The organism is Rhodococcus sp. NBC_00294 (assembly GCF_036163995.1).
In the GTDB taxonomy this organism is placed as follows: Bacteria; Actinomycetota; Actinomycetes; order Mycobacteriales; family Mycobacteriaceae; genus Rhodococcoides.
The window spans coordinates 3,675,012-3,696,857 of record NZ_CP108043.1; the positions used below are offsets into that span (position 1 = coordinate 3,675,012).

The window sequence follows — 21,846 nt, forward strand, 5'->3', positions numbered from 1 at the left end:
GATGGTGTCCACCGCACCGATGTCACAGAGCAAGACCGAGAACGCCGAGCCGATGGTGCACCTCACGGTGTCCCAGGCCATCGTCCGCTTCCTCGCCAACCAGTACGTCGAGCGTGACGGGGTCCGGACCAAGTTCTTCGCGGGCTGCTTCGGCATCTTCGGCCACGGCAACGTCGCCGGTCTCGGACAGGCGTTGCTGCAGGCCGAGATCGACGCCGTCGAGGCGGGCACCGAGCCGGAGCTCCCCTACGTCCTCGGCCGCAACGAGCAGGCCATGGTGCACAGCGCCGTCGGCTTCGCCCGCCAGAAGGACCGTCTCCAGACCTGGGCCGTCAGCGCCAGTGTCGGACCGGGCTCGACCAACATGCTCACCGGCGCGGCGTTGGCCACCATCAACCGGTTGCCCGTCCTGCTGCTCCCGGCGGACACCTTCGCCACCCGCGCCTCCTCGCCGGTGCTGCAGGAGCTCGAGCTCCCGTCCAGCGGCGACGTCACCGTCAACGACGCGTTCAAGCCGCTCTCGCGCTACTTCGATCGAGTGTGGCGCGCCGAGCAACTGCCCGCGGCTCTGCTCGGCGCCATGCGCGTCCTCACCGACCCGGTGGAGACAGGCGCCGCCACGGTCGCCGTCCCGCAGGACGTCCAGGCCGAGGCACACGACTGGCCCGAGTCGTTCTTCGCGCCGCGCACCTGGCACGTCGCCCGCCCGCTGCCCGAACGGTCCGTCGTCGCCCGCGCCGCCGAGATCATCCGCTCGGCGAAGGCGCCGCTGATCGTCGCCGGCGGCGGCGTCATCTACTCCGGTGCCACCGAGGCGCTCGCGTCGTTCGCGGAGAAGACCGGAATCCCCGTCGGCCAGAGCCAGGCAGGCAAGGGCTCCCTCGTGTACGACCACCCGCAGTCGGTCGGAGCGATCGGGTCCACCGGCACCACGGCCGCCAACGCCCTCGCGACCGAGGCCGACGTCGTCATCGGGATCGGCACGCGCTACAGCGATTTCACCAGCGCGTCGCGCACGGCCTTCTCCAACCCCGACGTGCGGTTCGTCAACATCAACGTCGCGTCCATCGACTCGGTCAAGCAGGGCGGTCTCTCCGTGGTCGCCGACGCCCGGGAGGCACTCGAAGCACTGACGGACGCGCTCGCGGACCACGAGGTGAGCGCCGAGTACCGTGCGCGCGCCACCGAACTCGCCGCCGAGTGGGACCGCACCGTCGCCTCGGTCTACGCCGTGGACGACGACAACCTCGGCATGAACCAGAACCAGGTCATCGGTCTCACCAACTCGCTGTCCGACCCACGCGACATCGTCGTGTGCGCCGCCGGCTCGATGCCCGGAGACCTTCACAAGCTCTGGCGCACACGCGATGCCAAGGGCTACCACGTCGAGTACGGGTTCTCCTGCATGGGCTACGAGGTGGCCGGCGGCATCGGCGTCAAGATGGCGGCACCGGATCGCGACGTCTTCGTCATGGTCGGCGACGGCAGCTACCTCATGATGGCCACCGAGCTGGTCACCGCGGTCCAGGAGGGCGTGAAGGTCATCCTGGTGCTGGTGCAGAACCACGGCTTCGCCTCCATCGGATCACTGTCGGAGTCGCTCGGCTCCCAGCGCTTCGGCACCGCGTACCGCTATCGGTCCGAGTCCGGTCGACTCGACGGCGGTGTGCTGCCCGTCGATCTGGCGGCCAACGCACAGAGCCTCGGCGCCGACGTCATCCGCGTGAACACCGCCGGCGAGTTCGCCGACGCCGTCAAGGTGGCCAAGGCGGCGGACCGCTGCACGGTCATCCACGTCGAGACCGATCCGCTGATCGCCGCGCCGGACAGCGAGTCCTGGTGGGACGTCCCGGTCAGCGCCACTTCGACGCTCGAGAGCACGCAGACGGCGTACGAGACGTACGAGGCGTGGAAGAAGGTCCAGCGGCCGTACCTCCGTCCGTCCGCCGACTGACTTCTCGATCCGGACACACCCGGTCACCCGGGGCGGCGTGCGCGAGCGCGCCGCCTAGGGTGACCGGTGATGAACATTCACGACCGCACCGGACGCGGCCGACGGACAGCCGCGGCGATCGCGACGGCGGTCGTGCTCGTGGGTACGCCGGCACTCCTTCCGAGTCTCGCCGGGGCGCAGCCCGCACCGCCTCCGACGTCCACCCCGTTCCGGACGCCCGACACCGACGCCTGTCCCCACCGTGACGTGCCACCACCGGCCATCGATGCGTCCGAGGTCCCCGCTCCCGGCGACGCGGAACCGCAGCCCGTACCCGTCCCGGCCGAGACGGTCGGCGGCGAGGAACTGGCGGCGTGCGGTGTGATCACCGCGGCCGGTGCGCCCGCTCTTCCCGCGGACATCTCGGCGGCGGGATGGGTGCTCACCGATCTCGACTCCGGCGCGGTGATCGCGGCGAAGGATCCGCACGGCCGGTACCGGCCGGCGAGCACGATCAAGGTCCTGCTGGCGCTCGTCGCGCTCGACGAGCTCGATCTCGATCGCACCGTGGTGGCCACCGCGGAGGACGCGGCCGCCGAGGGCAGCGCGGTGGGCATCGGTACCGGCGGCGTGTACTCGGTGCGCCAGCTGATGCAGGGGCTGGTGATGGCGTCGGGCAACGATGCCGCGCACGCCCTCGCCGTCCAGCTCGGCGGCGTCGACACCGCCGTGGAGAAGATGAACGCGAAGGCCAGTGAGCTTGGTGCCCTGGACACGCGCACCGCGTCGCCGTCGGGTCTCGACGGACCGGGCATGGCCTGCTCACCCTACGATCTGGCGCTCATCTTCCGGGCCGCGATGGATGATCCGACCTTCGCGGAACTCGTTGCCACCGAATCGGTTCCGTTCCCGGGCTATCCCAAGGACGCGTCGAAGCCGGACAATCCCTCGCGGCCCGACATGCCCGGCGTGCCGGTGAACCCCGATCTGCCGCTCAACGAGGACCGGCCGGGCTTCACCCTCGCCAGCGACAATGCGCTGCTGTTCAACTACCCGGATGCACTGGGCGGCAAGAACGGCTACACCGACGACGCACGCCAGACCTTCGTCGGCGCGGCCGAACGCGGTGGCCGCCGGTTGGCCGTGTCGCTCATGAATGCCGACGTGCTGCCCATCCGGCCCTGGGAGCAGGCCGCCCGCCTGCTCGACTACGGCTTCACGCAGCCTGCCGACACGGTGGTGGGCACCCTGGTGACCGGGAGCCCGGACGCGGCGGCGGCGCCGACCTCGTCGACCCCCGCCTCGACCGCGCCGACCGATCGGCGGACCGAGGCGAGCAGTGGCGGCGCCTATGCCGGAGTGGACGACGAGAGCGAGGTGGCGATCAGGGTCGGTGCGGGAGTTCTGGGTCTGATCGTCGTGATCGGGCTCCTCCTGTGGGCGCGCACGCTGCACCGCAGACGGTCCTGACCACACTGCACGTCAGCGTCAGCGTCGGCGCCGGCCGCGCCATCCTCCCAGGCCGAGCACGGTGAGCACGCCGGCGCCGACGAGAGCTGCCGCACCGGCGGGTGAGACCCCTTCGCGGACCACCACCTGCGGTGCGATCACCGCACTGTCGGGCACGGCGGGTGCCGCGAGGGACAGGTTCTCCGTGGCCGTCGCCGCCCACGCCGTCGAGAACAAGAGGAAGCGTGACGTCGTGAAGGCGAACACGAGGATGCCGATGATCGGTCCGAACGTGGCACCGGCCGGACCGGACGTGACGCTCTCGAGGTAGACCGCGCCGACCTGCTTGAAGATCTCGAACACCACGGCCGCCAACAGCGCGGCGCGTGCCGCGCTGCGCACGGTCACGGGCTCACGGGGCAGCCGGGCGATGACCCACACGAACAGTGCCCACGTCGCTGCGATCGCCAGGGCGAACGACGCGATCTGCACGGCGACGCCGACACCGGGAACATCGTCCAGATTGACGGCCTTCAGGAGTGCGGGGACCACCGACCCGCTGGCCACCGCCGACAGGCCGAGCGAGATCACCAGGGCCAGACCCAGACCGAGCAGCGCTCCGAGATCCTTGGCCTTGGTGGCCAGGAAGCTGCCCGCCTCGTGCGGCGTCTCCCACATCGCGGTGAGCGCCTCCCGCAGATTGGCCGTCCATCCGAGGCCTGCGTAGAGCGCACCCAGGAGACCGATGATGCCCACGCTGGTGCGCGACTCGATGGCACTCGAGACCAGTTCGTTGATGGTGCCCGCGAAACTCCCGGGAACGTTCTCGGCGATCTGGGACTGCAGTTCCGTCAACAGGTCCGGCCGGGAGGCCAGAACGAAGCCCACCACGGCGAACGCGACCATCAGCAGCGGGAAGAGGGCCAGAACGCTGAAGTAGGTGATACCCGCGGCGTAGTAGTCGCCCTTCTGCTGCTGGTACACCGAGCCGGCCCGCGCGAGGTGATCGAACCACGGCCACCGCCGTCGACGTTCCTCGATGATCGCCGCGAAGTCCGGCATGGCGCTCAGCCTTTCGGTGGAAGGAATCCGACCCTGTCGTACACCTGTGCCAGCGTCCTGGACGCGATCGAGCGTGCGTGCTCGGCCCCGTCCCGAAGAATCCGGTCGAGTTCGGCCGGGTCGTTCATGTACTCCGTGAACGCCGTGCGCACCGGGGCGGAGAACGCCGACACCGCATCCGCGGTGTCGCTCTTGAGATCACCGTATCCCTTTCCGACGTATCCCTCGACGAGCGTCGCGACGGGCGTGCCGGTGAGGGCGGACTGGATGGTGAGCAGATTGCTGACACCGGGCTTCTCCGCCGTGTCGTAGCGGATCTCACGCTCGTTGTCGGTGACCGCCGAGCGAATCTTCTTCGCCGACACGGCGGGGTCGTCCAGGATGTCGATCCGGCCCGACACGCCGGAGCCGGACTTGCTCATCTTCGCCGTCGGCTCCTGCAGGTCGTAGATCTTCGCGATACCGGTGACGATGTGCGCCTCCGGCACGACGAACGTCTTCTTGTAGCGCGAGTTGAAGCGTTGGGCGAGATCGCGGGTCAGCTCGAGGTGCTGACGCTGGTCCTCCCCAACGGGCACTCGCTGCGGGCGGTAGAGCAGGATGTCCGCGGCCTGTAGCACGGGGTAGGTGAACAGGCCCACACTCGCCTGATCGCTGCCCTGGCGTGCCGACTTGTCCTTGAACTGCGTCATGCGGCCGGCTTCGCCGAATCCGGTGATGCAGTTGAGAACCCACGCGAGTTGGGCGTGTTCGGGTACATGGGACTGCACGAACAGCGTGGAGCGCGCGGGGTCGATGCCGACGGCCAGCAACTGCGCTGCGGCGCGGCGAGTCCGGGCGCGCAACTCCTTCGGATCCTGCGGCACCGTGATGGCGTGCAGGTCCGGAATGAAGTAGAAGGCGTCGTACTCGTCCTGCAGTTCGACCCATTGCCGCACCGCGCCCAGGTAGTTGCCCAAGTGGAAGGAATCCGCCGTGGGCTGGATGCCGGAGAGCACTCGGTGCCGAGGTGCGACTCCTGCGCTGTCGGTCGCGGTGTCGGTCGTCATGATCTACAGATTCAATCACCTCTGCTCGCAGGGTCTGCGCCATGACCGTCGCAGGGTCTGCGCCATGACCGTCGTAGGGTCTGCGCCATGACCGTCGTAGGGTCTGCGCCATGACCACTGACAGGACGTCCGACACCGCCGTGACCATCGGCTCGGCGCCGGGGATCGAGGTGGAGGTGCTGCCGTACGGTGCGACCCTGCTGCGCCTGACCGTCACGGGCGGGGACGGTGTGCGCCGCGACGTGTCGGTCGGCGTCGCCGGCGAAGCCGAGTTGCGCGCGGGCACGGACTACCTCGGGGCGACCGTGGGGCGCTACGCCAATCGCATCGCGCACGGGCGATTCGACCTCGACGGTGAGCGGGTGGAGGTGTCGCGCAACGACGGCGACAACCACCTGCACGGCGGAGTCGACGGCTTCGACTCCCGCACCTGGACGGTGGAGCGGGTCACCGCTGACGAGGTGGAACTGTCCCTGGTGAGTCCCGACGGCGACCAGGGCTACCCCGGCGAGGTGCGGGCACGCGCCGTCTACTCGGTCCGGGGAGACACGATGCGCATCGAGTACCTCGCGCAGACCTCACGTACGACAGTGGTGAACCTGACCAGCCATGCCTACATCGATCTCGACGGACACGGTGTCGACGACCTCGAACTGCAGGTGGACGCGGCCTCGTTCGTGCCCGTGGACTCCGCGGGAATTCCCACGAACGGTGTCGTCCCGGTCGACGGCACGGCACTCGACCTGCGGCTCCCGCGCCGCATCGGCGACGTCGTCCGGTCCGACGATCCTCATGTGGCGGCCACGCGAGGGGTGGACCACAACTTCGTCCTCGACGGACCCGAGGACGGCGGGGAGTTGCGCCGCGCCGCGCGTGTCACGTCGCATCGCAGCGACACGACGCTCGAGGTGTGGACGAATCGGCCAGGGCTGCAGGTCTACACCGGCAACTTCCTCGACGGCAGCACCGTGTCCCGACGCGGTACCGCGCTGCGTCAGGGCGACGGACTCGCGCTCGAGCCCCAGTTCTTCCCCGACAGCCCGAACCGGTCGGCGTTCCCGTCGGCCGTCCTGCGCCCGGGCGAGACGTCTCGCTGCGTGATCGAGTACAGGTTCGCCGCGCGATAGTCGGCCCACCTCCAGCCTTCCCGCGGTGTGGTCGTCCGGCCCTGCCGCGACATGACCGGCCCATCATGCCACTGATGTGAGCGTTCACATCACGTTTCGGCAATGTTCGCGAACCTCTTGACGCGGAGAGATGTTAACGCTCACACTCTGTGTCACGCGTCACACGGCGTGATGCCTACAGAGGAGACCACGATGACGTCGAAGAGAGTCGTTGCAGCGAGCACGTTCCTGGTGAGCAGTGCGCTGATCCTGAGTGCCTGCGGCGGCGGAGGCGACTCCGCGAGCGGCGGAGGCGGGACCGTTCTGGGGTTCTCGCAGGTCGGAGCCGAGAGCGGCTGGCGCACCGCCAACACCACGTCGATCCAGGGCGCGGCGAGCGAGGCCGGAATCGATCTCAAGTTCTCCGACGCGCAGCAGAAGCAGGAGAACCAGATCAAGGCCATCCGCACCTACATCCAGCAGAAGGTGGACGTGATCGCCTTCAGCCCCGTCGTCGAGACGGGCTGGGAGCCGGTGCTGCAGGAAGCGAAGCGCGCGAACATCCCCGTGATCCTCACCGACCGCTCGGTCGACACGACGGACGAGTCGCTGTACGCCACGTTCCTCGGATCCGACTTCGTCGCCGAGGGCGTCAAGGCCGGCGACTGGCTCGTCGAGAACAGCGCGACGTCGGACGTCAACGCCGACGGACGCATCAACGTGGTCGAGCTCGAGGGCACGACGGGTGCCGCACCGGCCATCGATCGCGCCGAGGGCTTCCGCGAGGCCATCGCCGCACAACCGACCATCGCCATCTCCAAGTCCCAGACCGGTGACTTCACCCGCGACGGCGGCAAGCAGGTCATGGAGTCGTTCCTGAACTCCGACAAGGCCATCGACGTGGTCTACGCCCACAACGACGACATGGGCCTCGGCGCCATCGAGGCCATCGAGGCGGCCGGCCTCGTCCCCGGCAAGGACATCAAGATCATCACCGTCGACGCGGTCAAGGACGGCATGCAGGCGCTGGCCGACGGCAAGATCGACTACATCGTCGAGTGCAACCCGCTGCTCGGACCGCAACTGATGGACCTGACGAAGAAGGTCGTCGCCGGCGAAGAGGTACCCAAGCGCGTGGTCACCGAGGAGACCACGTTCACCCGCGAGCAGGCCGCCTCCGTGCTCGCCGACCGCCAGTACTGACATGAGCACCGAGATGATCGTCCCCCCGCCGACCACGACGGCGACGGAACCGATCGTGGAGATGACGGACATCTCCATCACCTTCGGCGCCGTCCGTGCCCTCGACGGCGTCTCCCTGCGGCTCTACCCGGGCGAGGTCCACTCGCTGATGGGCGAGAACGGTGCCGGCAAGTCGACGTTGATCAAGGCGCTCACCGGCGTCTACCCGATCGACAGCGGCACCGTCACCGTCGACGGGACCGTGCACGAGTTCGCGAGTCCGGCGGCCGCTCAGGCCGCCGGCATCAGCACGGTGTACCAGGAGGTCAACCTCCTGCCCAACCTCACCGTGGCCGAGAACATGCTGCTCGGGCGCGAGCCGCGGCGGCTCGACCGACTGCTCGGCAGCACCGGCGGCGCGGTGCGCACCGTTCTCGACGCCGTGGGCGGTATCGACACCCGGGCGATGAACCGCCGCGCACTTGCGACGCTCGATCGACTGGGCCTCGCGGTCGATCCCGCGTCGGTGCTCGGCGATCACCCCATCGCCGTGCAGCAGTTGATCGCGATCGCTCGTGCGGTGGACGTCGACGCCCGCGTGCTCATCCTCGACGAGCCCACCTCCAGCCTCGACAAGGACGAGGTGGAGACCCTGTACGGGGTCATCGAGCGGCTGCGGGACGCGGGTACGGCCGTCGTCTTCGTCTCCCACTTCCTCGACCAGGTCTATCGCATCTCGGATCGCATGACGATCCTGCGCAACGGACGCCTGGTGGAGGAGCGGTCGGTGGCGGACACCCCGCAACTGACCCTGGTGGAACTGATGATCGGCCGGGAGCTCGACACCCTGCGCGAGTTGGACGACCGCGAGCCCACGGTGGTCGATCCCACCACCGAACCCGTCATGGAGGTGCTCGGCCTCGGCCGCAAGGGCGCCCTCGAGGCGACGGATCTCCGGCTGTACGCCGGGCAGGTCGTCGGCGTCGCGGGGCTGCTGGGATCGGGCCGCACCGAACTGGCGAGGTTGCTCGGCGGGGCGGACCGCGCAGATTCCGGCACCATCGAGATCCACTCCACCCGTCGACGTTTCCGCACACCACGCAACGCGGTCGATCGACGGGTCGCGCTCACCAGCGAGGACCGCAAGGCGGACGGCGTCGTGGGCGACCTGACGGTGGCCGACAACATGATGCTCGCGCTCCAGGCCACTCGTGGGTGGATGCGCCCGATCCCCCGTGCCACCCGCACCGCCCTGGTGGAGAAGTACATCACTGCACTCGACATCCGCCCCGCGGACCCGAACGCGTTGATGCGCAACCTCTCCGGCGGCAACCAACAGAAAGTGCTGCTCGCGCGCTGGCTCGTCACGGAACCGGAGATCCTGATCCTGGACGAGCCCACCCGCGGAATCGACATCGGCGCCAAGGCGCAGATCCAGGCTCTCGTGGCCGATCTCGCCGAACGCGGGATGTCGGTCGTGTTCATCTCGGCCGAGCTCGAGGAGATCCTGCGCCTCAGCGACCGCGTCGTCGTGATGCGCGATCACCACCTGATCGACGAGCGCGTCAACCGCGGAGTCTCCGTCGACGACGTCCTCGCGACCATCGCGGCGGGAACCCGCGCAGACGACAGGAGTTCCGAGGCATGACCGACACTCTGGGAGTACGACCGACGTCGACGCCCCCGCCACGGCCGGCGTCCGACGCCCCGGCCGGTCGCCGGACCCCGGGATGGATGTCGCACCCGGTCGTCTGGCCGCTGCTCGCCCTGATCGCGCTGATCGTCGTCAACGTCGTCGCGACACCGGACTTCCTCGACATCAGGATCGAGAACGGTGGCCTGTTCGGCAACGTCGTCGACATCGCGCGGAACTCCGCACCGCTCATCCTCGTCGCGGTGGGCATGACGCTCGTGGTCGCGACCCGCGGCATCGACCTGTCGGTCGGCGCCGTCGCGGTCATCGCGGCGGCCGTGGCCTGCACCCGTATCGCGGCCGCCCCGGACGAGGGCGCCGTCACCACCGTCGTCATGGCCGTCGTGTGGGCACTGGGAGCCAGCGTGCTGCTGGGCCTGTGGAACGGACTGCTGGTGTCGGTGTTCGGGATTCAGCCGATCATCGCGACCCTGGTCCTCATGGTGGCCGGCCGCGGCCTGGCCATGCTCATCACGGACGGTCAGATCACCACCGTGCAGGACGGGGCCTTCAGCTCGCTCGCCTCGGGGATCGTTTTCGGACTCCCCGTGGCACTGCTGATCGCGCTCGCCGTCGTCGTGGTGACCGCCCTGCTGACCCGCCGTACCGCCCTCGGCATGCTCGTCGAAGCGGTCGGCATCAATCCCGAGGCCAGTCGCCTCGCGGGAGTGAGCGCCCGCACGATCGTGTGGACCGTCTACGTCTTCGCGGCGACATGCTCCGGCATCGCCGGTCTCATCATCGCCGCCAACACCAACTCGGTGAACGCCAACAGCCTCGGTCTGTGGATCGAGCTCGACGCGATCCTCGCCGTGGTGATCGGCGGCACGGCACTCACGGGCGGACGCTTCTCGCTCGCCGGCACCGTGGTCGGTGCGCTGCTCATCGGCACCCTGACCCGCACCATCCCGAATCTCGGCATCCCCTCCGAGGCCAACTACCTCTTCAAGGCTCTGGTCGTCATCGTCGTCTGCCTCCTGCAGTCACCGCGTGCCCGAGCGTCACTGCTGGGCCTTCGACACAGGAGACCGACGACTCGAAAGGCGGCCCGGTCATGACCGATCTGCTGACACGCCCCCCGGCCACCTCCACTGCGCCGTCCCGCTGGGACCGCATCCGGCGCTATTCGCCGCCGAGCAGGTTCCTGCCGGTCATCGCCACCTTCGCGTTGCTCGTCGGCCTGTTCGGCGTCGGCGAGATGCGCTACCCCGGCTTCGCCGACCCGCAGCTGTTCCTCTCCCTGTTCGTCGACAACGCGTTCCTGATCGTCCTCGCTGTGGGCATGACCTTCGTCATCCTGACCGGCGGTATCGATCTCTCGGTCGGCTCCGTCGTGGCGCTGTCGACCATGATCGCGGCGCGCACACTGCAACTCGGCTGGTCCCCCTTCCTCGTCATCGCGGCCGTGCTGCTGTGCGGCACGCTGCTCGGCACCACGATGGGCGTGTTGGTGCACTACCTCCAGATCCAGCCGTTCGTCGCCACGCTCGCCGGCATGTTCCTCGCCCGTGGTCTCTGCTACATGATCGGCGTCGAGTCCATCCCCATCACCGACGAGACGTTCAGCTCCATCGCGTTCGCCGTGATCGAGCTCCCGGGCGGCTACACCATCACGTGGAGCGTCGTCATCGCACTCGTGACCGTCGCGGTGGCGGCCTACGTCCTCGCATGCACCCGTTTCGGCCGGTCGGTCTACGGCATCGGCGGCAACGAGGCGTCGGCCGTGCTGATGGGACTGCGTGTGGCGGCGGTGAAGGTGGGTGTCTACTCGATCAGCGGTTTCTGCGCCGCGCTCGGCGGACTCCTGTTCGCGTTCTACGCCCTGTCGGGTTACAGCCTCCACGCGGTCGGCATGGAGCTCGACGCGATCGCCGCCGTCGTCATCGGTGGGACGCTGCTCACGGGTGGCCGAGGCTACGTTCTCGGCTCGGTCGTCGGTGTCCTCATCCTCGGTGCCATCCAGACGTTCATCGCGTTCGACGGGACCCTGAGTTCGTGGTGGACTCGGATCACGGTCGGAACACTGCTGCTCGTCTTCGTCGTCGCTCAGCGTCTGACCACGGTGCCGCGGGCCCGCTTCCGTCCGAGGCGAGCATGACCACCACGACCGGCACGGACGGTCGACCTCCCGTCATGGCCGACGTCGCCCGGCTCGCCGGCGTGTCCCATCAGACGGTCTCCCGAGTCATCAACGGACAGAACAACCTTCGTCCGGAGACTCGGGAACGGGTCCAGCGTGCCATCGACCAGCTCGGGTACCGGCCCAACCGGGCCGCCCGCGCCCTGGTGACGAAGCGGTCGGCCACCATCGGCATCATCGGCTCCAAGCTCGGATTCTGGGGCCCGAGCACCACCCACCGCACCGTCCAGAGCGCCGCCCGCGAGGCCGGTTTCTCGGTCAGCGCTGTCAGTCTCACGACCCTCTCGCGCGACGAGCTCGTCGACGCGATGCACCACCTGCACGACCAGGGCGTCGAGGGCATCGTCCTCATCGCCGCGACCGACGACGCGGTGGCCGCGGCGCGCTCCGAGGAGGCGGTGGTGCCCGTCGTCGTCGTGGAGGGCGATCCGCTGACCTCGCGCTGGACGGTCGGCATCGACCAGGTCGGCGGCGCCCGCCTGGCCACCCGTCACCTCGTCGATTCCGGACATCGACGCATCGCCCACCTCGCGGGTCCGCTGGGTTGGGCCGAGGCTCGCGCGCGCGAACAGGGGTGGCGGGAGGTCCTCGACGAGGCGGGGCTGCCGTGGACCCCTCCGCTCCGTGGTGACTGGTCCGCGCGCAGTGGGTTCGAGCGCGGCTCCCGGTTGGCGGCCGATCCCGACGTCACGGCGGTGTTCTGCGCCAACGATCAGATGGCGCTGGGCCTGCTGCGTGCGTTCCACGAGCACGGCCGTCGGGTGCCGGAGGACGTGAGCGTCGTGGGCTTCGACGACATCCCCGAAGCCGCCTATCTCATCCCTCCGCTGACGACGATCCGACAGAATTTCACCGAGGTGGGCCGACGCGCCATCGAGATCCTGCGAGCGGCGATCGACGGGACCGGCGGTCCCGAGACGCAGATCGCTCCGGAACTCGTCGTGCGCGCGAGCACCACCCGAGCCACAGGAGAACAGCCATGACGACGCCCGATCACGAGACCTACACCATCGGAGTCGATTTCGGCACACTGTCCGGACGGGCCGTCGTCGTGCGGGTCTCCGACGGTGCCGAGCTGGGTACGGCCGTGCACGAGTACCGACACGGAGTCCTGGAGTCGACGCTGCCCGGCGGCTCCGTGCGACTCGGCGACGCCTGGGCCCTCCAGGTTCCCGACGACTACCGCGACGTGCTCCGCACCGCCGTCCCGGCCGCCCTGCGCGATGCCGGTGTCCCGCCCGACCGGGTGGTCGGCATCGGGACCGACTTCACGGCGTGCACGATGGTGCCCACACTCGCCGACGGCACCCCGCTCGACGAGGTCGCGCAGTTCGCCGATCGGCCGCACGCCTACGTGAAGCTGTGGAAACACCATGCGGCACAGGGCCAGGCCGATCGCATCAACGCCCTCGCCGCGGAGCGCGGCGAGACGTGGCTCCCCCGCTACGGCGGACTGATCTCGTCCGAGTGGGAGTTCGCCAAGGCGTTGCAGATCCACGAGGAGGACCCCGAGGTCTACGACGCCATGGAGCGGTGGGTCGAGGCGGCGGACTGGATCGTCTGGCAGCTGTGCGGACGCTACGTCCGCAACGCCTGCACGGCCGGCTACAAGGGCATTCTCCAGGACGGCGAGTACCCGTCGGCCGAGTTCCTCACCGCCCTGGCACCCGGGTTCGCCGCGTTCGTCACCGACAAGCTCGACCAGCCGATCGGCGAACTGGGTTCTCGTGCAGGGTCTCTGACCGCCGAGGCCGCCGCGTGGACCGGACTGCCCCAGGGAATCGCCGTGGCCGTCGGCAACGTCGACGCCCACGTCACGGCGCCGGCGGCCCGCGCCGTGGAACCCGGTCGCATGGTGGCGATCATGGGCACCTCCACCTGTCACGTCATGAGCGCGGACGTACTGCGGGAGGTTCCGGGGATGTGCGGCGTCGTCGACGGCGGCATCGTCGCGGGGTCCTACGGGTACGAGGCCGGGCAGTCCGGAGTCGGCGACATCTTCGGATGGTTCACGCGCACCGGGGTTCCTGCCGACTACCGCGACGCCGCCGCCGAGGCCGGCGAGTCGGTCCACGAGTACCTGACCCGGCTGGCGTCCGAGCAGGAGGTCGGCGAACACGGGTTGGTGGCCCTCGACTGGCACAGCGGCAACCGATCCGTCCTGGTCGACCACCGACTGTCGGGACTGTTGCTGGGTGCGACTCTCGCCACCAGGCCCGAGGACATCTATCGGGCACTGCTCGAGGCCACGGCCTTCGGCACGCGGGTCATCGTCGAGACCTTCCGCGCCAGCGGTGTTCCGGTCGAGGAGTTCGTCGTCGCCGGCGGACTGGCGAAGAACCCACTGCTGATGCAGATCTACGCCGACGTGCTGCGCATGCCGCTCTCGGTCATCGGGTCCGACCAGGGTCCGGCGCTGGGGTCGGCGATCCACGCGGCAGTCGCGGCCGGCTGCTACGCCGACGTGCCCGTGGCCTCGAAGGCGATGGGCCGCGTGCACCGCGGCGCGTACCAACCCGACGAGGGCCGGTCGCAGGCCTACGACGCTCTGTTCCGCATCTACTCCGATCTTCACGACCACTTCGGACGTCAGGTGTCCACCATGCGCGACCTGCGGGCCCTCCGCGGCGACGTGCTCGACCGGAAGGCGGTTCGACGATGACCGTTCTCGACAGCGCTCGCGGCACCGTGGAGGCGGTCCGCGCCGAGGTGTGCGCGCTGCACGCCGAACTGGTGCGGTACGGACTGGTGGTGTGGACCGCCGGCAACGTGTCCGCTCGGGTCCCCGGCCACGACCTCTTCGTGATCAAGCCGAGCGGCGTCTCCTACGACGACCTCACCCCCGAGAACATGGTGCTGTGCGATCTGCACGGCACCGTGGTCGAGGGCGATCATGCCCCGTCCTCCGACACCGCGGCCCAGGCCTACGTCTACCGCCACCTCGATCACGTCGGCGCCGTGGTGCACACCCACTCCCCCTACGCGGTGGCGTGGGCCGCCCGCGGCGAGCCGATCCCGGTGGTCACCACGATGTGCGCCGACGAGTTCGGCGGCGACATCCCCGTCGGACCGTTCGCCGCGATCGGTGACGACTCGATCGGACGCGGCATCGTCGACACGCTGCGTGGCAGCAGGTCGCCCGCCGTGCTGATGCAGAACCACGGCGTCTTCGCGGTGGGCCCGACGGCGCGGTCCGCTGTCAAGGCAGCGGTGATGTGCGAGGACGTCGCACGGTCGGTGCATCTCGCACACCAGCTCGGCCGGCCGCTGCCCATCCCGCCGGACGCCGTCGACGCGCTGCACGACCGCTACCAGAACGTGTACGGCCAACGCTGAACCGCCGCAGCACCACTCGCTCCGCACCCGACTTCACCCGCACTCGTTCCACCGCCTCTGCGGTGACCAGGAGGTTCCCATGTCCGTCGTCGAAACCAGGTCCGCCCCGTCCCCCTCGCCCGCACCGTCCGGTGTCGCCCGACCCGAGGTCTGGTTCCTCACGGGCAGCCAGAGTCTGTACGGTCCCGAGACTCTCGAGCAGGTGGCGGTGCAGTCCCGCACGATCGCCGAGAAACTCGACGACGCACTGGGTGTGACGGTGGTCTGGAAGCCGGTGCTCCTCGACGCGTCGTCCATCCTGAACCGGATGCGCGAGGCCAACACGACTGACGACTGCATCGGGGTGATCACCTGGATGCACACCTTCTCCCCCGCCAAGATGTGGATCGCCGGCCTCGACGCCCTCGACGTGCCTCTCCTGCATCTGCACACGCAGGCCGGGATGTCGCTGCCGTGGTCGACCATAGACATGGAGTTCATGAACCTCAACCAGGCCGCGCACGGCGACCGGGAGTTCGGTCACATCCAGTCCCGCGTCGGTGTGCTGCGGACCACCGTCGCCGGACACGTCGACGATCCCGCCGTCGTCCGGCGCGTCGAACAGTGGACGTGTGCGGCGCGCGGTCGCGCCGACATGCGGTCGCTCCGGCTGGCGCGCTTCGGCGACAACATGCGCGACGTGGCCGTCACCGAGGGCGACAAGGTGGAGGCTCAGCTGCGGTTCGGCGTCTCGGTGAACACCTACGGTGTCAACGATCTCGTCGAGGTCGTCTCCGCGGTGAACGAGGCCGCGGTGTCCGCCCTGGTCGACGAGTACGTCGAGACCTACGACGTCGCGTCCGCGTTGCGGCCGGGCGGCGATCGACACGAGTCGCTGCGCTACGGCGCACGGGTCGAGGCGGGAATGCGACAGTTCCTGACCGAGGGCGGATTCGGCGCCTTCACCACGAACTTCGAGGACCTCGGCGGCCTGCGTCAGCTCCCCGGACTCGCGGTCCAGAGGCTGATGGCCGACGGGTGGGGCTTCGGCGGCGAGGGCGACTGGAAGACCTCGATGTTGTTGCGCGCCATGAAGACCATGGCCATCGGGCAGCCCGGCGGCACGTCGTTCATGGAGGACTACACGTACCACCTCGTGCCCGGCGAGGAGAAGATCCTGGGGGCACACATGCTCGAGGTGTGCCCGTCCATCACCACGGCGACCCCGACTCTCGAAATCCATCCGTTGTCGATCGGCGGGCGCGAGGATCCCGTACGACTGCGCTTCACGGCGGATCCCGGCGCCGGCATCGTCGTGGGCATCTCCGACGTCGGCGAACGGTTCCGCCTCACCGCCAACGTCATCGAGGTCGTCGAGCCGGACGAGGCGCTGCCCTCCCTGCCGGTGGCCTGCGCCGTGTGGAAGCCGCAGCCCTCGCTGTCGGTGTCCGCGGAGTCGTGGCTCACAGCCGGCGCACCGCATCACACGGTGCTGAGCACCGCGCTCGATCTGCCGGTACTGGAAGCGTTCTCGGACATGATCGCGGTGGAGCTGCTCACGATCGAGGAGGGCACCACCACACGAGACTTCCAGCGCACGTTGCGCTGGAACGCCGCGTACCACCGACTGGCCGCCGCGTTGTGAGCCGACCGGTCAGCGGTAGACGACGGTGACCGGTGCGTGGTCGGACCACCGCTGGTCGTAGGTGTCGGCCCGCTCGACCACGGCGTCCTTCGCGCGGTCCGCGAAGTCCCGGGTGGCCATCTGGTAGTCGATGCGCCACCCGGCGTCGTTGTCGAAGGCCTTACCGCGGTACGACCACCAGCTGTAGGGCCCGTCGACGTCCGGGTGGAGCGCTCGCACCACGTCGACCCACGCTCCCGACTCACCGACGAGAGCGTCGAGCCAGGCGCGCTCGCTCGCCAGGAAGCCGGACTTGGTGCGGTTGCCCTTCCAGTTCTTCAGATCCCGTTCGGTGTGCGCGATGTTCCAGTCGCCGCAGACCACGTGATGCTCGCCCGAGGACGCGAGCGCCGCGAGACGGTGCTCGAACGAGGCCATGAACCGTTCCTTGGAGTCCTGCTTCTCGGTTCCCACCTCACCGGACGGCAGGTAGAGACTGGCGACGGTGACGGCCGGATCTGCTCCGACGGCCGGGAAGCAGGCCTCGATCCAGCGCCCCGCGTCGTCGAACTCGGCGCTCCCGAACCCGACGACGGCACTGACCGCAGGAACCCGCGACAGGATGGCGACACCGTTGCGGCCCTTCGCGGACGGCTCGGCGGACACGAGATGCCAGCCCTCGCCCAGCGCGGGAGCGAGGCAGGCGAGCAGCTCCTCGTCCGTCGCCCGCGTCTCCTGCAGGCAGACGATGTCCGCCGCGGACTGCTCGAGCCACTCGAGCATGCCCTTGCGCACCGCGGCGCGCACTCCGTTGACGTTGACCGACGTGATGGTGTGAGACACCGCAGCACCGTATCCGACAGGGCGGACAGGACCGTCAGGCGGCGAGACGAGCGTCGGTGCGACGCTGCATCGCCACCGACGTGGCCAGAACGGCGATGCCGGCGATCGCGAGACCGGCACCCACCACGGCCGGCGCCGTGTAGCCGAAGCCCGCGGCGATGACGGCGCCGCCGAGGGCGGCCCCCAGCGCGTTCGCGAAGTTGAACGCCGCGTGGTTGAGCGAGGCGGCGAGGGTCTGCGCATCGGCGGCGACGTCCATCAGTTGCGTCTGCAGTCCGGGCACGATGGCGGATCCCGATGCGGCGATGAGGAACACGACGATCAGAGCGGTCACCGGGTTGTGCGCCGCGGCGACGAACACCGCCAGGCTCACCGCGACGGACGTCATCGCCAGGAAGAGCCCGGGGACGAGCATGCGGTCCGCGATCCATCCGCCGGCCATGTTGCCGACCACCATGCCGAGGCCGTAGATCATCAGCGCCAGGGGCACCGCGGCCTTGGACAGACCGGCCACGTCCGTCAATGTCGTGGCGATGTAGGTGTACACGGCGAACATGCCGCCGAAGCCCACCATGCCCACGAAGAGGGTCATCCACACCTGCGTGCGCCGGAAGGCGCCCAGCTCGGTCCGCGGGTTCGTGGTGGGCATCGAGTCCAGTCGCGGCAGCCACACCGCGAGGGCGGTGACGGTGAGGGCACCGATGACGGCGACGATGCCGAACGCGCTGCGCCAGCCGAACGCCTGGCCGATCCACGTGGCCGCCGGCACACCGACGACATTGGCGACGGACAGTCCCATCATCACCATGGCCACCGACTTGGCACGCGCACCGGGATCGGCGAGGTGGGCGGCCACCAGCGCTGCCACACCGAAGTACGCGCCGTGCGGCAGTCCGGCGACGAAGCGGGAGGCCATCAGCTCGTGGAAGCTGGGCGCGAACACCGTGCCCAGGTTGCCGAGAGTGAACGCCACCATGAGGGCGAGAAGCAACGTCCGCCGCGGCACCCGCGCCGCGAGCGCGGCGATGACGGGCGCACCCACCACGACACCGACGGCGTAGGCGGAGATGAGGTGGCCGGCGCTGGGCTCGGACACCCCCATCGTGGTCGCCATCTCCGGGAGCAGGCCCATCGAGACGAACTCCGTGGTGCCGATGCCGAAACCGCCGAGCGCGAGCGCCAGCATCGCGACGCGTCGGCGGCGCACCCGCAGCCGATCCGCCGCGGGGTCCGCGGCAGCAGCGGGAAGGACGTCGAACGCGACGGAGGGGGGTGTCACGAGCTCACTTTCGGGTCTGCGCCCGTCGTCGATCGTTCATGATCGATTCAGAAGCGCTCGGGTGGTCAACGACGACGGGCGCCCCGAGAGGCGCCCGATCACCTGACCAGTCTGACCGTCGGCAGGATCATTCGCCAATCGAACGATCGTGAGTTCGGCCACCCTCGTGCCGTCGACACCCGACCCGCTACCATTCCCGCCAAGGTCATGAGTGCCAGCATCGAGCCCCGGCTTGCTGGCCGGCAACCCTCCAACCGCGGTGGGGTGCCCCGGGTGATGACCGGGTTACTCGGCCCGCACGGGCCGAGAGCAAGCGCGGGCCCGTCTCCTCGGGCCCACCGACCGACGATCTCGGAGGTACCCATGTTCTCCCACCGACTGTGTTGTAGCCGGCGATAGGCCCCGACCCTTCTCTCCACGAAGATCGGCTCGCCTACTGCGCTCTGCACACGGTGAGGTGCCTCTCGTGCTGCGGGCGTGGCGGCTGCCGACGTGGACCCCACTCGAGCACCCCACTCGAGCACCACCCCACGAGGAGCACGACACCCATGACCGATCACACTTCCGACACCGGTGCCACCGAGGGCGACGTCGTCGACGCAGCCGGAGCACCCGTCGAGGATCCGGCACTGAACTGGAGCTTCGAGACGCGGCAGGTGCACGTCGGACAGGTTCCCGACGTCACCACCCACGCGCGCGCCCTGCCGATCTACCAGACGACGTCCTACACGTTCGACAACACCGACCACGCCGCCGCGCTGTTCGGGCTCGCCGAGCCGGGCAACATCTACACCCGCATCATGAACCCGACGCAGGACGTCGTCGAGCAGCGCATCGCGTCGCTCGAGGGCGGCGTCGCCGCACTGCTCGTCTCGTCCGGACAGGCCGCCGAGACGCTGGCGATCCTGAACATCGCCGAGACCGGCGACCACGTCGTCTCCAGCCCCCGTCTGTACGGCGGCACGTACAACCTCTTCCACTACACGCTGCCCAAGCTGGGCATCACCGTGTCCTTCGTGGACGATCCGGACGACCTCGACCAGTGGGAGAAGGCCGTCCGCCCCGAGACCAAGGCGTTCTACGGCGAGACCATCTCCAACCCGAAGAACGACATCTTCGACATCCGCGGAGTGTCCGATGTGGCACACCGCCACGGCATCCCGTTGATCGTCGACAACACCGTGGCGACGCCGTATCTGATCCAGCCGCTGAAGCACGGTGCGGACATCGTGGTGCACTCGGCCACCAAGTACCTCGGCGGCCACGGCACCGCGATCGCCGGCGTCATCGTCGACGGCGGTGGCTTCGACTGGACACAGGGTCGCTTCACCAACTTCACCACCCCCGATCCCAGCTACCACGGTGTGGTGTTCGCCGATCTCGGCGCTCCGGCCTTCGCACTCAAGGCCCGCGTGCAACTGCTGCGCGACATCGGCGCGGCGGTCTCCCCGTTCAACGCGTTCCTCATCGGCCAGGGCATCGAGACACTGTCCCTGCGCCTCGAGCGACACGTGCAGAACGCGACGGCGGTCGCACAGTTCCTCGAGCAGCGCGAGGAGGTGACCAGCGTGAACTACGCCGGGTTGCCGTCCTCCCCGTGGTACGAGCGCGGACAGGAACTCGCCCCGCGCGGAGCGGGTGCCATCGTGGCGTTCGAACTCGCGGGCGGTGTCGACGCGGGCAAGCGTTTCGTGGATGCGCTGGAGCTGCACAGCCATGTCGCTAATATCGGAGACGTGCGTTCACTGGTGATCCATCCCGCGTCGACGACGCACTCGCAGTTGACGCCCGAGGAGCAGCTGGCCTCCGGAGTCACTCCGGGTCTGGTGCGACTCGCAGTCGGTATCGAGGGAATCGACGACATCCTGGCCGATCTGGAGAAGGGTTTCCGGGCCGCATCTTGACACTCGATCTCCACTCGCCTGCCCGTCCGTCGGCATTTCCGCCGGCGGACGGGCAGGTGGGCACCGTGCACATCGGCGACGTTCTCCTCGAGAGCGGACGCGTGGTTCCCGACGCGACGGTCGCCGTGCAGCGGTGGGGCGAGGTCTCGCCCGCGCGGGACAACGTCGTTCTCGTCCAGCACGCGCTCACCGGGGACTCGCACGTCACCGGACCGGCCGGACCGGATCACCCGTCGCCCGGGTGGTGGACCGGCATGGTCGGTCCCGGCGCACCCCTCGACACCGATCGCTGGTGCGTGGTGGCGACGAACGTGCTCGGCGGGTGCCGAGGTACCACGGGTCCCGCGTCGCTCGATCCGGACGGTGTCGCGTGGGGATCCCGATTCCCGGCCATCTCCATCCGCGACCAGGTGGCGGCGGAGCGCATGGTCGCCGACGCCCTCGGCATCGACCGCTTCGCGGCGGTCGTCGGCGGCTCCATGGGCGGTATGCGCACTCTCGAGTGGCTGGTCTCGTACCCGGACCGTGTCGCCTCGGCACTGGTGCTCGCCGTCGGTGCGCGCGCGTCCGCCGACCAGATCGGCACCCAGACCACGCAGATCGCCGCCATCACCGCCGACCCAGACTGGCAGGGCGGTGACTATCACGCCTCCGGTCGCGCCCCGCGTGCCGGACTCGCCGTCGCTCGGCGCATCGCGCACCTCACCTACCGCACCGAGCACGAACTCGACTCCCGGTTCGGCAACGAGCCCCAGATCGGCGAGGACCCGCTGAACGGCGGGCGCTACGCGATCGCGAGCTACCTCGAGCATCAGGCGACCAAGCTCGTCGACCGCTTCGACGCCGGGACCTACGTGCTGCTGTCGGAGGCCATGAACCGGCACGACGTGGGCCGCGGGCGAGGCGGGCTCGAGGCGGCCCTGGGGTCGATCCGCACGCCCACCATCGTGGGCGGCGTCGACTCCGACCGGCTGTACCCCCTGCGGCAGCAGCAGGAGATCGCCGATCTGATCCCCGGGTGCGACGGGTTGCGCATCATCTCCTCGCGCGACGGCCACGACGGCTTCCTCACCGAGCCCGATGCGGTGTCCACGATGCTCGTGGCCACCATGGCGTTGGCCTCCGACGCACTCGCGGCGAAGGACTGACCCTCACGCTCCCCTGAGCTTGGCAACTCTCACAAAGAAACCTGGAGTCCTCGAGGACGAGGGAAATCAAGTTTCTGGTTTGTTAGTGTTCGACATCGTGTGGTCTGCACCGCAGCGCT

17 protein-coding genes and 1 riboswitch are annotated in these 21,846 nt (G+C 69.1%); of the genes, 13 read left to right on the forward strand and 4 right to left on the reverse strand.

All coding sequences use genetic code 11. The features are described from left to right. Position 1 precedes the first annotated feature (1 nt). Positions 2-1,954: a 3D-(3,5/4)-trihydroxycyclohexane-1,2-dione acylhydrolase (decyclizing) gene (gene iolD, locus OHB23_RS17135; RefSeq protein WP_222638737.1), complete on the forward strand. Its 1,953-nt coding sequence runs from the start codon at positions 2-4 to the stop codon at positions 1,952-1,954. 69 nt (positions 1,955-2,023) lie between these two features. Further along, the gene (locus OHB23_RS17140) at positions 2,024-3,403 is read left to right on the forward strand and encodes a D-alanyl-D-alanine carboxypeptidase family protein (protein WP_328809984.1); all 1,380 of its coding nucleotides are present in this window, start codon (positions 2,024-2,026) and stop codon (positions 3,401-3,403) included. An 18-nt stretch (positions 3,404-3,421) separates the two neighbouring features. On the opposite strand, the gene yhjD is transcribed toward OHB23_RS17140, so the two are convergent. Together yhjD and trpS are read right to left on the reverse strand one after the other, a co-directional pair. Next, positions 3,422-4,444 (reverse strand): inner membrane protein YhjD, encoded by a 1,023-nt coding sequence (gene yhjD / locus OHB23_RS17145; RefSeq protein ID WP_328809985.1) that lies wholly within the window; start codon positions 4,442-4,444, stop codon positions 3,422-3,424. A 5-nt stretch (positions 4,445-4,449) separates the two neighbouring features. Beyond that, positions 4,450-5,493 (reverse strand): tryptophan--tRNA ligase, encoded by a 1,044-nt coding sequence (trpS, locus tag OHB23_RS17150; protein ID WP_056447663.1) that lies wholly within the window; start codon positions 5,491-5,493, stop codon positions 4,450-4,452. Between the two features lie 110 nt (positions 5,494-5,603). On the opposite strand from trpS, the gene OHB23_RS17155 reads away from it, so the two are divergent. From OHB23_RS17155 to araA, 9 genes are all read left to right on the forward strand, one after another. Next, positions 5,604-6,620 (forward strand): aldose epimerase family protein, encoded by a 1,017-nt coding sequence (locus tag OHB23_RS17155; protein WP_328809986.1) that lies wholly within the window; start codon positions 5,604-5,606, stop codon positions 6,618-6,620. Positions 6,621-6,812: 192 nt separating this feature from the next. After that, positions 6,813-7,802 carry an ABC transporter substrate-binding protein gene (locus tag OHB23_RS17160; protein ID WP_056447659.1) on the forward strand — a complete coding sequence of 330 codons (990 nt, stop codon included), beginning with the start codon at positions 6,813-6,815 and terminating at the stop codon, positions 7,800-7,802. A 1-nt stretch (position 7,803) separates the two neighbouring features. After that, complete coding sequence (locus OHB23_RS17165; RefSeq protein WP_328809987.1) at positions 7,804-9,429, forward strand: sugar ABC transporter ATP-binding protein; 1,626 nt, start codon at positions 7,804-7,806, stop codon at positions 9,427-9,429. Next, positions 9,426-10,532, forward strand: a complete 1,107-nt coding sequence (locus OHB23_RS17170) for an ABC transporter permease (protein WP_231476089.1) — start codon at positions 9,426-9,428, stop codon at positions 10,530-10,532. The genes OHB23_RS17165 and OHB23_RS17170 overlap by 4 nt, the downstream gene beginning before the upstream one ends. Then, the gene (gene yjfF, locus OHB23_RS17175; RefSeq protein ID WP_285188662.1) at positions 10,529-11,572 is read left to right on the forward strand and encodes a galactofuranose ABC transporter, permease protein YjfF; all 1,044 of its coding nucleotides are present in this window, start codon (positions 10,529-10,531) and stop codon (positions 11,570-11,572) included. Before OHB23_RS17170 ends, yjfF begins: the two co-directional genes overlap by 4 nt. Further along, a complete protein-coding gene (locus OHB23_RS17180) occupies positions 11,569-12,597 on the forward strand; it encodes a LacI family DNA-binding transcriptional regulator (protein WP_027503751.1) in 1,029 nt (342 codons plus the stop codon). Before yjfF ends, OHB23_RS17180 begins: the two co-directional genes overlap by 4 nt. Continuing rightward, positions 12,594-14,276, forward strand: a complete 1,683-nt coding sequence (gene araB, locus OHB23_RS17185) for a ribulokinase (protein ID WP_328809988.1) — start codon at positions 12,594-12,596, stop codon at positions 14,274-14,276. Before OHB23_RS17180 ends, araB begins: the two co-directional genes overlap by 4 nt. Continuing rightward, positions 14,273-14,950 carry an L-ribulose-5-phosphate 4-epimerase gene (locus OHB23_RS17190; protein ID WP_222627238.1) on the forward strand — a complete coding sequence of 226 codons (678 nt, stop codon included), beginning with the start codon at positions 14,273-14,275 and terminating at the stop codon, positions 14,948-14,950. Before araB ends, OHB23_RS17190 begins: the two co-directional genes overlap by 4 nt. Before the next feature lie 79 nt (positions 14,951-15,029). Further along, entirely contained in the window at positions 15,030-16,574 is a 1,545-nt protein-coding gene (gene araA / locus OHB23_RS17195; RefSeq protein WP_328809989.1) for an L-arabinose isomerase, read from the forward strand. A 9-nt stretch (positions 16,575-16,583) separates the two neighbouring features. Here the strand turns inward: araA and OHB23_RS17200 are convergent, their stop codons facing one another. Both OHB23_RS17200 and OHB23_RS17205 read right to left on the reverse strand, forming a co-directional pair. Then, on the reverse strand, positions 16,584-17,336 hold the full coding sequence (locus OHB23_RS17200; RefSeq protein ID WP_442973046.1) for an exodeoxyribonuclease III: 753 nt from the start codon (positions 17,334-17,336) through the stop codon (positions 16,584-16,586). A 94-nt stretch (positions 17,337-17,430) separates the two neighbouring features. Then, complete coding sequence (locus OHB23_RS17205) at positions 17,431-18,582, reverse strand: MFS transporter (RefSeq protein WP_328811671.1); 1,152 nt, start codon at positions 18,580-18,582, stop codon at positions 17,431-17,433. A gap of 296 nt (positions 18,583-18,878) precedes the next feature. Continuing rightward, positions 18,879-18,997: riboswitch (SAM riboswitch) on the forward strand. Positions 18,998-19,223: 226 nt separating this feature from the next. Between OHB23_RS17205 and OHB23_RS17210 the strand changes: the two genes are divergently transcribed. Continuing rightward, positions 19,224-20,579: a bifunctional o-acetylhomoserine/o-acetylserine sulfhydrylase gene (locus OHB23_RS17210; protein ID WP_081821014.1), complete on the forward strand. Its 1,356-nt coding sequence runs from the start codon at positions 19,224-19,226 to the stop codon at positions 20,577-20,579. Then, entirely contained in the window at positions 20,576-21,727 is a 1,152-nt protein-coding gene (gene metX / locus OHB23_RS17215) for a homoserine O-acetyltransferase MetX (protein ID WP_328809991.1), read from the forward strand. The genes OHB23_RS17210 and metX overlap by 4 nt, the downstream gene beginning before the upstream one ends. Positions 21,728-21,846 lie beyond the last annotated feature (119 nt).

Coding starts and splice junctions, on each gene's coding strand:
- araB (WP_328809988.1), top strand. CDS start 12,594: ATGACGACGCCCGATCACGAGACCTACACCATCGGAGTCGATTTCGGC.
- OHB23_RS17140 (WP_328809984.1), top strand. CDS start 2,024: ATGAACATTCACGACCGCACCGGACGCGGCCGACGGACAGCCGCGGCG.
- OHB23_RS17210 (WP_081821014.1), top strand. CDS start 19,224: ATGACCGATCACACTTCCGACACCGGTGCCACCGAGGGCGACGTCGTC.
- OHB23_RS17190 (WP_222627238.1), top strand. CDS start 14,273: ATGACCGTTCTCGACAGCGCTCGCGGCACCGTGGAGGCGGTCCGCGCC.
- OHB23_RS17155 (WP_328809986.1), top strand. CDS start 5,604: ATGACCACTGACAGGACGTCCGACACCGCCGTGACCATCGGCTCGGCG.
- iolD (WP_222638737.1), top strand. CDS start 2: ATGGTGTCCACCGCACCGATGTCACAGAGCAAGACCGAGAACGCCGAG.
- OHB23_RS17165 (WP_328809987.1), top strand. CDS start 7,804: ATGAGCACCGAGATGATCGTCCCCCCGCCGACCACGACGGCGACGGAA.
- trpS (WP_056447663.1), bottom strand. CDS start 5,493: ATGACGACCGACACCGCGACCGACAGCGCAGGAGTCGCACCTCGGCAC.
- araA (WP_328809989.1), top strand. CDS start 15,030: ATGTCCGTCGTCGAAACCAGGTCCGCCCCGTCCCCCTCGCCCGCACCG.
- yjfF (WP_285188662.1), top strand. CDS start 10,529: ATGACCGATCTGCTGACACGCCCCCCGGCCACCTCCACTGCGCCGTCC.
- OHB23_RS17170 (WP_231476089.1), top strand. CDS start 9,426: ATGACCGACACTCTGGGAGTACGACCGACGTCGACGCCCCCGCCACGG.
- OHB23_RS17200 (WP_442973046.1), bottom strand. CDS start 17,336: ATGCTCGAGTGGCTCGAGCAGTCCGCGGCGGACATCGTCTGCCTGCAG.
- OHB23_RS17180 (WP_027503751.1), top strand. CDS start 11,569: ATGACCACCACGACCGGCACGGACGGTCGACCTCCCGTCATGGCCGAC.
- OHB23_RS17205 (WP_328811671.1), bottom strand. CDS start 18,582: ATGCTGGCGCTCGCGCTCGGCGGTTTCGGCATCGGCACCACGGAGTTC.
- yhjD (WP_328809985.1), bottom strand. CDS start 4,444: ATGCCGGACTTCGCGGCGATCATCGAGGAACGTCGACGGCGGTGGCCG.
- OHB23_RS17160 (WP_056447659.1), top strand. CDS start 6,813: ATGACGTCGAAGAGAGTCGTTGCAGCGAGCACGTTCCTGGTGAGCAGT.